Source organism: Lentzea roselyniae, assembly GCF_039537795.1.
GTDB classification, from domain to species: Bacteria; Actinomycetota; Actinomycetes; order Mycobacteriales; family Pseudonocardiaceae; genus Lentzea; species Lentzea atacamensis.
In genome coordinates this window covers 140923-153399 of record NZ_BAABBE010000010.1, presented here as the reverse complement: position 1 = coordinate 153399, position 12477 = coordinate 140923, and the positions used below count along the sequence as shown (strand labels likewise).

At 68.7% G+C, this 12477-nt stretch carries 14 protein-coding genes; 9 read left to right on the top strand and 5 right to left on the bottom strand.

Annotation, left to right across the window (positions count from 1 at the left end):
- Positions 1–203: 203 nt before the first annotated feature.
- Positions 204–1181, bottom strand: a complete 978-nt coding sequence (locus ABFX45_RS19785) for a tyrosine-type recombinase/integrase (protein WP_109636957.1) — start codon at positions 1179–1181, stop codon at positions 204–206.
- A 626-nt stretch (positions 1182–1807) separates the two neighbouring features.
- Between ABFX45_RS19785 and ABFX45_RS19780 the strand changes: the two genes are divergently transcribed.
- The 3 genes from ABFX45_RS19780 to ABFX45_RS19770 are packed head-to-tail and all read left to right on the top strand — an operon-like array spanning position 1808 to position 3558.
- Positions 1808–2212, top strand: a complete 405-nt coding sequence (locus ABFX45_RS19780) for a hypothetical protein (RefSeq protein ID WP_346131593.1) — start codon at positions 1808–1810, stop codon at positions 2210–2212.
- Positions 2209–2703 (top strand): DinB family protein, encoded by a 495-nt coding sequence (locus tag ABFX45_RS19775; protein WP_346131592.1) that lies wholly within the window; start codon positions 2209–2211, stop codon positions 2701–2703. Before ABFX45_RS19780 ends, ABFX45_RS19775 begins: the two co-directional genes overlap by 4 nt.
- A 57-nt stretch (positions 2704–2760) precedes the next feature.
- The gene (locus ABFX45_RS19770) at positions 2761–3558 is read left to right on the top strand and encodes an LLM class flavin-dependent oxidoreductase (RefSeq protein WP_109636955.1); all 798 of its coding nucleotides are present in this window, start codon (positions 2761–2763) and stop codon (positions 3556–3558) included.
- On the opposite strand, the gene ABFX45_RS19765 is transcribed toward ABFX45_RS19770, so the two are convergent.
- Together ABFX45_RS19765 and ABFX45_RS19760 are read right to left on the bottom strand one after the other, a co-directional pair.
- Positions 3547–4107 carry a TetR/AcrR family transcriptional regulator gene (locus ABFX45_RS19765; RefSeq protein ID WP_346131591.1) on the bottom strand — a complete coding sequence of 187 codons (561 nt, stop codon included), beginning with the start codon at positions 4105–4107 and terminating at the stop codon, positions 3547–3549. The two genes, ABFX45_RS19770 and ABFX45_RS19765, sit on opposite strands and share 12 nt — an antisense overlap.
- Positions 4108–4416: 309 nt before the next feature.
- Positions 4417–4839 (bottom strand): SDR family NAD(P)-dependent oxidoreductase, encoded by a 423-nt coding sequence (locus ABFX45_RS19760; RefSeq protein ID WP_346131699.1) that lies wholly within the window; start codon positions 4837–4839, stop codon positions 4417–4419.
- 53 nt (positions 4840–4892) lie between these two features.
- Here ABFX45_RS19760 and ABFX45_RS19755 point away from each other — a divergent pair, with 53 nt between their 5' ends.
- The 3 genes from ABFX45_RS19755 to ABFX45_RS19745 all read left to right on the top strand — a co-directional run bounded on the left by ABFX45_RS19755 (position 4893) and on the right by ABFX45_RS19745 (position 8757).
- Entirely contained in the window at positions 4893–5066 is a 174-nt protein-coding gene (locus ABFX45_RS19755; protein WP_346131590.1) for a hypothetical protein, read from the top strand.
- Positions 5067–5235: 169 nt separating this feature from the next.
- On the top strand, positions 5236–5787 hold the full coding sequence (locus ABFX45_RS19750) for a cadmium resistance transporter (protein WP_346131589.1): 552 nt from the start codon (positions 5236–5238) through the stop codon (positions 5785–5787).
- A 30-nt stretch (positions 5788–5817) separates the two neighbouring features.
- Positions 5818–8757 (top strand): NACHT domain-containing protein, encoded by a 2940-nt coding sequence (locus ABFX45_RS19745; RefSeq protein WP_346131588.1) that lies wholly within the window; start codon positions 5818–5820, stop codon positions 8755–8757.
- Here ABFX45_RS19745 and ABFX45_RS19740 read toward each other — a convergent pair.
- Together ABFX45_RS19740 and ABFX45_RS19735 are read right to left on the bottom strand one after the other, a co-directional pair.
- Positions 8669–8935, bottom strand: coding sequence for a hypothetical protein (locus tag ABFX45_RS19740; RefSeq protein WP_146231563.1), 267 nt, complete (start codon positions 8933–8935; stop codon positions 8669–8671). The two genes, ABFX45_RS19745 and ABFX45_RS19740, sit on opposite strands and share 89 nt — an antisense overlap.
- Before the next feature lie 2 nt (positions 8936–8937).
- The gene (locus ABFX45_RS19735; RefSeq protein WP_112225189.1) at positions 8938–9882 is read right to left on the bottom strand and encodes a helix-turn-helix transcriptional regulator; all 945 of its coding nucleotides are present in this window, start codon (positions 9880–9882) and stop codon (positions 8938–8940) included.
- Between the two features lie 52 nt (positions 9883–9934).
- Here ABFX45_RS19735 and ABFX45_RS19730 point away from each other — a divergent pair, with 52 nt between their 5' ends.
- The 3 genes from ABFX45_RS19730 (at position 9935) to ABFX45_RS19720 (ending at position 12473) form a co-directional block, all read left to right on the top strand.
- Complete coding sequence (locus tag ABFX45_RS19730) at positions 9935–11020, top strand: epoxide hydrolase family protein (protein WP_346131587.1); 1086 nt, start codon at positions 9935–9937, stop codon at positions 11018–11020.
- A 134-nt stretch (positions 11021–11154) separates the two neighbouring features.
- Positions 11155–12081 (top strand): isopenicillin N synthase family dioxygenase, encoded by a 927-nt coding sequence (locus tag ABFX45_RS19725; RefSeq protein ID WP_109636949.1) that lies wholly within the window; start codon positions 11155–11157, stop codon positions 12079–12081.
- A complete protein-coding gene (locus ABFX45_RS19720; RefSeq protein ID WP_346131586.1) occupies positions 12078–12473 on the top strand; it encodes a VOC family protein in 396 nt (131 codons plus the stop codon). Before ABFX45_RS19725 ends, ABFX45_RS19720 begins: the two co-directional genes overlap by 4 nt.
- Positions 12474–12477 lie beyond the last annotated feature (4 nt).

Here is a 12477-nt window from a genome sequence, read left to right as displayed (position 1 = left end):
CCACAGCCGAGAGTGCCGCACCGGAGTGGAGCATCGCTAGTGGTGTGGCCCGCAGAACGTTGCCGGGCGAATTCGCGGTCAGACGGGTGCATCGTGGTGCCGCCCCCGCCCCCTCATACCGGAGTCGTATGGGGGCGCGGGGGCGGTGCCGCGAGGTGCCCTGCTGAGCGTGAATTACCCAGCCAACGTTCCGGGCCACGCCACTAGATGTCCTTGAGCGCCCGATACGTCCTGTTGCTCGCCACCGCCGCCCGACGCTCCCGCGCCGTCGCCTCGATGTAGTTCTGACTCGTCGCCAAACTCGCGTGCCCCAGCAACGCCATGATCTCGCTGGCACTCGCACCGTCCTCGGCCAAACGCGTCGCGAACGTGTGCCGCAAAGCGTGCAGATTCGCACCCGTCGGCACCCTGTCGTTCAGCCCCGCCCACCGAAAACACGACTTCACCAGGTACTCCAGCCCACCCCTGCCGATCGGCTCACCGTGCCGGTCCCTCAGCAACGCGCTGTCCCGATCGAACCGGCCCTGCGGAAAACGCTGCCGGCAGCTCTTCAGATAGGCGTCGACGATCCGCTCCATCGGAGGCTCGATCGGAACACTCCGGTCACGGTTGCCCTTGCCCTTCACGTGCAGCCTCTGATCACCCTCCCTGCCGACGATCGACGACAGCGTCAACGTCCGCATCTCGGCGCTCCTCAAGCCCGCGACCAGCCCCAGCGCGATGACCAGCACGTCGCGCTCCGGCCACGGGTCACGACCCTTGCGCGCGCCTTCCGCGGCGGCTGTGAGCAGCTGTTCCGGCGTGTCCTCACCTCGCAGCGGCTTGGGGACGAGCGGAGGGGTCTTCGGGCGGGCAACCGCGCCCATCGGGTTGCCGGCGATGAGGTCCTCGGCCACGCAGAACGTCAGGAACTGGTTCCACGTCGACCAGGCCCGCAGCACGGAGCTCTTGGCGTGGGTGTCGGCGAACAACCCGAAGGCCTGGCGGAGGTTGGCCCCGGTGAGATCGCGGACGGTGAGGTCCTCGACAGGGGAGTGGAGCGTCTCGGCCAGGAGTGTGTTCACACCGGCGAGATCGCGCTGGTAGGCCGCCGTTGTGTGCGGCGAGTCCTTGCGCGTCCGGCGGGCGAGGAAGAAGGCGTCCTGAGCGGCGAGCACGTGCATATGGATCTTGTACCGCACAGCACCGACAATCCCGTGTTCCGTGCTGGATAATGGCGATTATGCATGAAATGTCCGTTTCGCCCGAGTTCGCCGGGCGCTGGACCAGGTGGCGTCACTTATCGGGGATCGTGAGCGTAATGAGGCATCTCTACGTACGTCTCACTGACGAGTCGTCGGTGTCGACCGCGCTCCGACATCGCCGGTGTTCAGATGTTGCGGCGTCTGCAAGTACGGCCAGCCTGCCCGCTGGTGGTGCTTGCAGACGCGCAACACGAGCCGTTTCAGCCCCTTCTGAGGACGATCTTCGCAGGTCACCGTTTTGCCGATAATCTACATTATGTCAAGTAACGTGGATCAGGACTTCTGGCGGGGCCTCTCCTGCCATGCTGTGCGCCGTGTCGGACTGGGGTCGGTTCCTGGAATGCGTGCCGTGGTTCGTGGAGCCGGGCGCTGAGGTCGTCGTCGGTCCTTCGTCTGTTTGGACGCGTGGGTCGCTATCGGGCTTGCCTCGGCTGTCCGCTCTGCTGGCTGCTGCTCGCGTCACGCCTGTGTCTGTGGCCGGCCGCCGTTATGAGTTGCTGGTGTGGGGTTCTGCCGGGTGGCTCTGTGAGCCGCCTCCACAGACCGGTTCGGAGTCGCCCTCGGTGCTTCGTCGTCCGTGGAGTGTTTTCGGCGGGACTGTCGAGCAGTTCGGTGGACCGTCGACGTTGTGGTTGAACCAGAACGCGGTGCTGACGGCGGGCGCCGCGGCGACGTCGCTGGTGCGGGTCATCGGTGACTACGACTGGATCTGGAAGGACGAGGGGCTGCTGGTTCCGGTCGAGGAGATGCGGGATTACGTCACCGTGGCGATAGAGGCCAATGGGAACCTGACGGCCGCGCACCGCGAGACTGGGCACCTTGTGCTGTTTGCGCCTGACCACTCGTTTGATGGTGTGACGCCGTTGCCAGGGTGTCCGGAGTACTCGTTGTACTCGTTCGACGGGTTGCCGGATCTGGGTTCGTGGGTCGAGGCGTGTGCGGGCGCGTGGCAGGGTGTCCTCTCATGATCGACGACTTCGCCAAGGCGTATCTGCACAGTGATCTGCGTGAGTTGCGTGAGGTGATGCTGTGGAAGCTGGAGGGTCTCCCCGAGGCTGATGTGCGCCGGCCGCTCACCGCGAGCGGTACGAATCTGCTGGGTCTGGTGAAGCATCTGACGTTGACGGAGTCGCGGTACTTCGGCGAGGTGTTCGGCCGGGCGTTTCCTGAGCCGTTGCCGCGGTGGGACGACCTTTCGGCGCGTGGCAAGGACATGCGGGCGGCGGAGCATGAGACGCGTGAGGAGATCGTTGGTCGTTATCGGCGCGCGTGGGCGCATTCCGACGCGACGATCGATGCGCTGGCGGTGGACTCCCCCGGGTTTGTGCCGTGGTGGCCGCGGCCTGACGTGATGCTGTTCAGCGTTCTGGTGCATGTGCTGACGGAGACGGCGCGGCACGCCGGGCATGCGGACATCTTGCGGGAGCAGCTCGATGGTGCGACGGGTGTCGGACCGTGAGGTGGGGCTCCCCCGCGTTTGGATGATCTTGTCGGGGGTGGTTGCCACACTCGGGGCATGCGCTATGCGATCTATGTGCCGAATTTTGGTTCGTCGCTCGGTGATCCGTCGGTGTTGGTGTCGCTCGCCGTCGCCGCGGAGGAAGCGGGGTGGGACGGGTTTTTCTTGTGGGACCACGTGGTGCGGCCTGGTGAGTCGGTGCTGGCTGATGTGTGGGTGACGTTGGGGGCGGTGGCGGCGCGGACGTCGTCGATCCGGTTGGGGCCGATGGTGACGTCGCTGGGGCGTCGGCGGCCGTGGAAGGTGGCGTTGGAGGCGTCGACGCTGCAGCGGTTGTCGGGTGGGCGGCTGGTGCTGGGTGTTGGTGCGGGTGTGCCTGATGACTTCGTGCCGTTCGGTGAGCGGGTCTCGCGGGCTGCGGCGTTGTCGGAGGGTGTGGAGTTGTTGCGGGCCTTGTTGTCGGGCGGGCCTGTTGAGCATCACGGCGAGATCTTCGACGTGTCGGGGGTGCGGTTCGCGCCGGTGGAGGTGCCGGTGTGGGTCGGTGGGGTCTGGCCGCGGTCGATTCCGTTTCGTGCGGCGGAGCACGCGGCGGGTGTGGTGCCGGCGACGTTCGCGGGTGCCGAGTTGGCGGTGATCTCCCCCGCTGACGCTGCCGCGTTGAAGGCGGCGTTCGTGGCGTCGGGCGGGCCGGCTGACTGCGATGTGGCGATCTGGGGTGGTGGTGAGTTGCCGGAGGCGGTGCGGGAGTACGAGGAGGCCGGGGTGACGTGGATGTTCACCGATGGTGGTGCGCTGGAGCTGGAGGGGTTGCGGGCGTTTGTGGCGGCTGGTCCCCCGCGTTCAGGCGCGTAGGCCTCTGAGGAGGGTGTCGAGGTAGCGGCGGGCGGCGGGGAGCCGGTCGGCGGGTGTGGCGCTGTGGACGTAGGTGGCGTAGGCGATGCCGCACATGAGTGGGACGAGGTCGCCGTCGGCGAGGTCGGGGCGGACGGCTCCGGCTTTCCTGGCGCGGGCGAGCAGTTCGCGGCCGATCGCGATCACCTGCTGTTTGAGCTCGGTGGTGCGTGGCAGTGCGTCCTGGGTGTTGGCCGCGACCTTGGCCAGTGAAGGGTCGCCGACCTGGGCGTCGACGAGTCGTTGGAGGAACCCGGCGAACGCCTGCCAGGGGTCGTCTCGGGTCAGTGCTTGCTCGCCGTGGCCGGCGAGGGCTTCCAGGCAGGGCGTGGCGACGGTCTCGAGCAGTGCTTCGGTGGTCGGGAAGTGCCGGTAGACCGTGCCGACGCCCAGGCCCGCGCGGCGTGCGACGTCGTTGAGCTGCAGCGGTGTGCCTTCGTCGACGAGTTCTCTGGCGACGGTGACGATGCGGTCCCAGTTGCGGGCGGCATCCTTGCGCAGCGACGTCATGTTTCCAGGTTAATTGGATACGCCATCCGGAACGGTGTGCCGGCGGCACGTGTTGCTCGGTCAGCCTGCGCACGGCCTGGATCACTTCGGGGTCCTCGGTTGCCCTGGTGGGTGCGACGGGCTTCGTCTGCGCTCCGATCACCACGCCCGTTCGCCCTGCCAGCGTTTCGTCGGTCGCGGCCACGATCGACGAGCGTGCCGCGTCCGAGGCCGGTCCCGAGGTGGAGTGTTCGAACTTGCGCCGCACCAGCGGCCGCAGCAGCCGCAGTCCGGGTGACACGATCTTGGACTGTCGCAGGGTGTCGTCGGTCATGTCGGTGGTGGCCCTCCCGGATCCGCCGCGAACACCGACATCCCGCTTCCCTCGAGCCGCTTCGCGAGGTCGAGTGTGTGGGCGAGGTTCGCGAGCTTGGCGCGTCCGTACCAGTGGAAGCCGTAGTACCCGCCAGGTGGCTCGACCTGGTCGAACACCTTCTTTGCCAGCGTCACCGCTCCTGTCGTCACGTTGACCACGCGGCTGGGGGCTCCGGCCCGCAGCGCCGGCAGGAGCAGTTCGGTGAGCAGAGCGGGCGACAGGTGGTTGACGACGAAGGACGCCTCGACGCCCCCGAGGTCGGTCCGGTCCGCGAACATCGCCCCGATGTTGTTGACCAGCACGGTCAGCTCTCCTTCGGCGGCGATCCGCGCGGCGAGTTCGCGCACTTCGTCGAGCGAGCCGAGGTCGGCTTGCAGGAATCGTGCGGACTCCCCCGGCCCGCTGAGCCTCTCGACGGCCTGCGCGCCCCGTGCGGCGGCAGTGGCACCAGGAGGTCATCGCCGTCCACACGACCCGTGACGCCGACGAGCGCCGCCTCACCGACCTCTACGTCAAAGCCACCGAGCACCTCGGCTCACCGCTGGCCCAGGTGCGCGTCGCGGGCCTCTACGCCCTCGTTCGGCGTTGCGTCCGACCACTGTGACCGCGTATCCGGCCTTGGCCAGTCCGACTGCGGTTTCCAGTCCGGTACCGCCAGCCCCGGCCGTCACCACTGCTCTGCGCATGACGCTAGCACATATCCGGATGATCTGTCCGTTTCATCGGCTTGACCGAGTGCGGGTGCGGCCCGGCGGTACGGGGAGAATGCGGCGGTGGATCTTGGGGTGGCCGGCCAGGCGGCGGGGATGTTCGCGGTGACGAACGTGGACGACCTGGTGCTGCTCGCGTTGTTCTTCGCGCGGGCGAGGTCGGTGTGGCAGGTGGTGGCGGGTCAGTACCTGGGCTTCGCGGGCATCCTCGCGGTCGCTGTCGTCGGTGCGCTCGGTGCTTCCCTGCTCCCGGAGCAGTTCCGTCCGTGGCTGGGCTTGATCCCGCTGGCTCTGGGTCTCAAGGCCGCCTGGTCGCTGTGGCGTGGCGGCGACGACGATGACGAGCCGGACGCCGCTTCTGGGGTGCTCGCCGTCGCGGGTGTGACGCTGGCGAACGGCGGCGACAACATCGGCGTGTACGTGCCGGTGTTCACGGTGGCCGACTCGTTGTGGGTGTACGTCGTGGTGTTCCTGGTCCTGGTGGGCGTGTGGTGCCTGGCGGGCTGGTTCCTGGCGTCGCGGCAGGTCGTCGCGCGGGCACTGGCGAAGTGGGGTCACGTCACCCTGCCGGTCGTGTTGATCGTGATCGGGCTGTTGGTGTTGTTCTCGGGTTGAGCGTGTGCGTGATCGTGTAAGAAGCGTCGGGTGCGAAGGACCTACTCCTACAGCGAGGCGCTGAAGATCCTCGGCGGCAGGGAGCACCCCGTGGTGGCCGCCATGGACAAGCTGCTGGGCGGCGCGCTGCTCGCGGGTTCGCTGGGGCTGTGGCAGGTTCTCGATCTGTTCGACGCCAAGCCGGATTTCACGAGGTTGTTCTCCGAGCTGGTCACGACGGTGTCGGACAAGCGTCGCAAGCTCAACCGGTACGACCGGACGCAGAGGTTGCACGCGGCGCACGCCGTTGTCGTGGTCACGGCGTACTTCGAGGCGTTCCGGGCGATGGAGCTGCCGTTCTCGTTCACGGCGCAGGACGACGACCACGTCCTGTCGTTCACGCCGTTCGAGCTGCCGCTGCCGCTGCCGTCGGCGAGTGTGAGCTACGAGTCGAACCTGAGCGCGATCCACGACTTCTACCTGGACCTCAACGACAGTCTGCTGAGGGTCGCCCAGTCGCTGGCGGCGTGGGACCGCCTCAACGACACGGAGAAGAGCCGTGCGGTGTCCGCGCTGGAGCCGCTGCCAGGACATGCGGTGGACCGGTATCAGGAGTTGTTCCGTCAGCTCGCGGTGGACTTCCCGGAGCTGGCGTTCTGGTGCTCGATCGAGGATCACCGGGCGACGCGGGCGGCGTTGGCGCGCCTGGAGGACGTGCTGCGCGAGACGGCGGCCGATCTGGCGCCGGATGTGCGGCTGGCCGAGCTGGAGGGGAGCTACACCTCGGCGCTGGCGCGGCCGCTGGTGAAGTCCGGTGATGTGCCGCAAGGGCTGCGGATGCCGGCGTTGGGTGAGGCGTACGTGGACCCGCGGTTTCAGCGGGTCGCCGCCACGGGCCGGGAGACGGTGCCGTCGACGGCGGAGTTCTGGGAGCGCTGGCCGGAGCGTTCGGATCTGTACGCGTATCTGGTGGGGCACCTGACGTCGGTCGAGGCGTGGGCGGCTCCCCTGCTGGTGCTGGGTGATCCGGGTTCTGGCAAGTCGGTGCTGACGGAGATGCTGGCGGCGCGGTTGTCGGCGTCGGGCTGTCCGGTGGTGCGGGTGGAGCTGCGCAACGCGCCGGCGGACGCGGATCTGGTGCGGCAGATCGAGCACGGGTTGTGGCGGCTGCTGGACGAGCCGGTGGGGTGGGCGGCGTTCTCCCGTGACACCGGTGGTGCGGTGCCGGTGGTGATCCTGGATGGTCTCGACGAGCTGATGCAGGCGACCGGGGTGAGTCAGACCCGGTATCTGACGGCGATCGAGGAGCTGCAGGAGGGTTTGCTCGCGAAGGGACGGCCGGCGGCGTTCGTGGTGACGAGCCGGTTGAGCGTGTGCGCGGGGCTGGCGTTGCCGGAGCGGTCGCAGGTGGTGCGGTTGCTGCCGTTCTCCGACGAGCAGGTGCGGCAGTGGCTGACGGTGTGGAACGCGGTCAACCCGCCGTTGCCGGCCGAGGTGGCGTTGGAGTACCGGGAGCTGGCGCGGCAGCCGTTGTTGTTGCTGATGCTGGCGTTGTACGACGCGGTGGACGGTGCGTTGCAGCGTGATCACCAGCGGATCAGCCGGGGTGAGTTGTACGAGCGGTTGCTGGAGCGGTTCGCGCGGCGTGAGGTGACCAAGTCGCCGGTGGAGCGGACCGAGGACGGGGTGGCGCAGGACGTCGAGTTCGAGCTGGACCGGTTGTCGGTGGTGGCGCTCGCGATGTTCAACCGCGGCGTGCAGTGGGTGACCGACCGTCAGGTGACAGCGGATCTCGCGGCGCTGCTCGGTGTCGGTTCGGCCGGCCGGGAGGTGGGGACGCGCACTCCCCTGTCGCCGGGTGAGCTGGCGCTGGGCCGGTTCTTCTTCGTGCAGGTCTCGGAGGCGGTGCGCAGTGATGACACCAGGCTCGCCACCTACGAGTTCCTGCACGCGACGTTCGGCGAGTACCTGGTGGCGCGGTTCGTGTGGCGGGTGTTGCTGGAGCTGAGCCGGGAGGACGCGGCCCGATCGCGGCGCAAGTCCGCTGTGGATGACTCGGAGCTGTACACGGTGCTGTCGTTCATGGCGCTGACGACCAGCAAACCGGTCTTGGACTTCCTGCAGGAGTTCGCGAGAACGGCGGATCGGGACGGGCTGTTCGACCTCGTGGTGCGGTTGTTCGCGGCGCGCGACGAACGGCGGCTGTCCCGTGGCGAGTACGAACCCGTGCAGCTGACCGATTCTGCGAGGGATGCGACGTACTCGCTGAACTTGATCGTGCTGGTGCTGGTGCTGCGCCAGAAGGTCTGCACGTCCGACCTCCGGATGGACTTGGAGGACTGGTGGCGGGAGGCGTTGTTCTGGAAGTCCCGCCTGTCGTCCAGCGCATGGGTGAGTGTCGTGCGCGGCTTCTGGGTCGAACGGGTTCACGGCAAGGATTTGTGCGTCAACCTGCGAGTCGCGCCGGGGGACGCGGACGCGGGCTGGGTGTTGATGTCGGAGCCGTACGTGACGCGGGACGAGGTCGCTGCGACGTTGCGGGAGGTGGTGGCGCCGTTGGCGGAAACGTACGGCGTCGCACTCGCGGCTCTGTTGATCGAGCTGTCGGCGACACCGGTGGAGAAGTGTTTACCCGTGCTGGAGCAGCTTGCCCGACATCCACTGGGATCGACGCTGTTCGCCAAGGAGATCTGTGCGCGGATAGGACGTGGTGGTGACGATCTGGCGATCCTGCGGAGGTTGGGCGTCGCCGCAGCTGTGCGGGACGCTGAGGCTCTGGACGCGTGGCTGCGGCTGCACGAGCGCGGGTTCCGGTTCCCGGACGATCGTGACTATCCCGACGTGACGGAGTACCTGCTGGCGTACGACATCCCCGCGCTGACCGCGGGCCGGCCGGATCTGCTCAAGCGGGCCAAAGCGGCTGCTGACGAGCTGGGTCTTGAATGGCCGCCGCCAGAGCCTGCGCGATCGCGGTCAGGTCGGTCTCGCTGAGGTCGCGCTCCCCCACCCTGCGCAGGATCTCGGCGCGGGAGCACACGACGATCGCGCCGGTGTGGCCGCCGAGGTCGGCGGCGGCGACGATCTCGGGTGTTCCGTTGTGGACCACCAGGATCGGGTCCGGGGTTTCGGTGTAGAGCAGGTGCTCGATGTCCCGTCCGGTGATGGCCATGCTCAGTCTTGTACGGCGCGGGCGTAGCGGGCCGCAAGGGTGCGAACGTGTGCCACGAGCTCCGGTGGTGAGGTGACTTCGAAGTCGAAGCCGAGCATGCCGATCCACACGGCGAGCATTTCGACGGAGTCGGCGCCGGTGACGAGGACGCAGGAGGTGTCGTCGACGGCTTCGACGGTGCCGACCGCGGCGGTGATGCGGGTGGCCACGGCGTCGGCCGGGGCGTGGACGAGGACGCGGGCGGTGAAGCGCCACGCGGCTGAGGAGGTGCTGGAGGCGACGTAGGTGGTGGCGTCGAAGTCGCGTGGGGTGAAGCGCGGGCCGAACGGGGGCTGGGGCTGGGCGATGCGATCGACGCGGAAGCTGCGCCAGTCGGCGCGGTCGCAGTCCCAGGCGACGAGGTACCAGCGGCGGCCCCAGTTGACCAGGCGGTGTGGTTCGACGCGGCGGCGGGACGGTGTGCCGTCGTGGGAGTGGTAGTCGAAGCGGATGGTGTCGCTGTCGCGGCAGACGGCGGCGAGGGTGGACAGCAGTTCTGGGTCGAGGGCGGGTCCCGCGGAGTCGCGTGGGACGGATTCGACGTGTTGCAGGGCGGAGACGCGGTGGCGCAGGCGGGACGGCAGGACCTGTTCGAGTTTGAGCAGCGCGCGCAGGGAGACCTCTTCCAGGCCGGTGACGGCGTTGGTGCGCAGGGCCGCGGCGACAGCGACGGCCTCGTTGTCGTCGAGCAGCAGTGGCGGGAGCTCGGCGCCGGCGCCGAGGCGGTAGCCGCCGAAGGTGCCGGTGGTGGCGTTGACCGGGTAGCCGAGCTCGCGCAGGCGGTCGATGTCGCGGCGCACGGTGCGCTGGCTGATCTGGAGCTCCTCGGCGAGTTCGCCGCCCTGCCAGTCGCGGCGGGACTGCAGGAGGGCGAGCAGGCGCAGCAGGCGCGCCGAGGTTTCCAACATGACTCCAGACTTTAGGACAGGAGGTGGCCGCAATGCCTTCTAGCCTTGGGTTATGACGGAGATCAGGGAATTCCACATCGCGGTCGACGAGGCGGACGTCGAGGAGCTGCGGTTCCGGTTGGCGCGGACCCGGTGGACCGACCAGGTGCCGGGGGCCGGTGCGCGTTACGGGGACGCCGTCGAGACGGTGCAGGAGATGGCCCGGTACTGGGCGGAGGAGTTCGACTGGCGGGCGGTCGAGCGCAGGCTCAACTCCTACCCGCAGTTCATCACCGAGATCGACGGCACGAACGTTCACTTCCTGCACGTCACGAGCACGAACCCCGACGCGTTGCCGTTGCTGATGATCCACGGGTGGCCGGGGTCGGTCATGGAGTTCGTGGACGTGATCGAGCGGTTGCGCGGCGACTTCCACCTGGTGATCCCCTCGATCCCGGGTTTCGGGTTCTCCGGTCCGACGACGGAGACCGGCTGGCACTCCGGGCGGATCGCGAAGGCGTTCGCGGAGCTGATGGGGCGGCTGGGGTACGAGCGGTACGGGGTGCACGGCAACGACGCCGGGTCGCTCATCGCGCCCGAGGTCGGCCGGGTGGCCCCTGGGCACGTGGCGGGGGTGCACGTCACGCAGATCTTCTCGTTCCCGTCGGGTGATCCGGCGGAGATGGAGGGGCTGACCGAGGACGACCAGCGGCGGCTCGGGGTGCTGCAGAACTTCTGGCAGAACATGTCCGGTTACGCGAGCCTTCAGCAGTCGCGGCCGCAGAACGTCGCGTTCGCGCTCGCCGACTCCCCCGCCGGGCAGCTGGCCTGGACGATGCAGCTGATGGGCGAACCGGCCGTCACCAGGGACTTCCTGCTGGCGAACGTGTCGATCTACTGGTTCACCCGCACCGCGGGTTCGTCTGCGCGGCTGTACTTCGAGGACGCGCACCGCGAGGACGCGCCGACCGAGCCGACGACGTTCCCGATGGGTGTGGCGGTGTTCCGCGACGACTTCCAGACCATCCGCCGGTTCGCCGAGCGCGACCACCACAACCTGGTGCACTGGTCGGAGTTCGACACCGGCGGGCACTACTCGGGGCACGACGCGCCGGAGCAGCTGGCCGGTGACCTGGTGGGGTTTTTCGCGAAGAGGTAGCGGTGGCCGGGCTGCGGGGCGCTCGTACGGGGCGCCCCGCAGCCGTGGAACGCCGCGGCGGCGTGCTGGCCGTGGTGGAACGGTTGGGCTGGTTCGCCTGGTGCTGGAGGGCCGGTGGCGGTAGGAGTGCAGCCATGGGTGTTCCGCTGGTGGATTTGACCGGGTGGTTCGACGGCACGCGGCGTGCCGAGGTGGCGGCGCGGGTCGACGCGGCGTTGCGGGAGTCGGGGTTTCTGCTGATCACCGGGCACGGTGTGCCGGACGAGCTGCGTGGCCGCACGCGGGAGCTGACGCGCCGGTTCTTCGCGCTGCCGGCCGGTGCGAAGGAGCCGTACGCCGTGCGCACGGGCGGGCGGGGCTGGTTGCCGCCCGACGAGCAGGCCACCGGGAGGGCCGGCGGTGGGATGGCGCCACCGGATCTGAAGGAGACGCTGGCGTTCGGGTCGGACGATCCGGCGGGTGACGACCCGTTCTTCTTCCGCCCCAACGTCTTCCCCGCCGAGGTGCCGGGGCTCGAACAGGCGGTGACCGAGTACGCGGGGCGGATGCGGGCGCTGGCCGAGGAGCTGCTGACGATCTTCGCGGTGGCGCTCGGTGAGCAGGAGGACCTCTTCACCCGGCACACCGGCAAGGCCTCGTACACGTTGAACGTCAACCGCTATCCGCCGTTGCGGCAGGTCGGGCCCGCCGGGCCGGGACAGTTCCGCATCGGTGAGCACACCGACTTCGGCACCGTGACGATCCTGGACCGTCAGCACGGTGTGGGTGGGCTGCAGGTGCGCAGCGTCGACGGGGTGTGGGAGGACGCGCCGTTCGACCCGGCCGCCTTCACCGTGAACATCGGTGATCTGATGGCCCGCTGGGTGTCGGACCGGTGGCGTTCCACCCCGCACCGCGTGCTGCCGCCGGACGCCTCGGCGCCGGACGAGGACCTGGTGTCGCTGATCTTCTTCTACAACACCGACACCGACGCGCGGATCGTGTCGCTCGACGGCCGCTACCCCGAGGTCGGCGGTGGCGAGTACCTGCGGGCCAAGCTCGCGGCGATCTCGCTCGGATGACCGGGGCGGATGACTGGGGGCGTTTCGTGGCGATCGGTGAGCTCTACGACGTGGTGATCGACTGCCCGGACCCGGACGGGCTCGCCGAGTTCTACCGGCAGGTGATCGGCGGGAGGATCGCCGACTCCGACGGCGAGCGGACGACGCTGGTGACGCTGGTGACGCCGGACGGCAGGCGGGTGTCGTTCCAGCGCGTCGAGGACTTCTCGCCGCCGCGGTGGCCGGGCCAGGAGCACCCCCGGCAGATCCACCTCGACGTCATGGTCACCGACCTCGACGAGTCCGAGCCGCTCGTGCTGCGGCTGGGGTGCGACGTTGCTCGAGGGCTCGCCCAAGCCGATCGGGTTCCGCGTCTACGCCGATCCCCGCGGGGCATCCGTTCTGCCTGGTGACCAA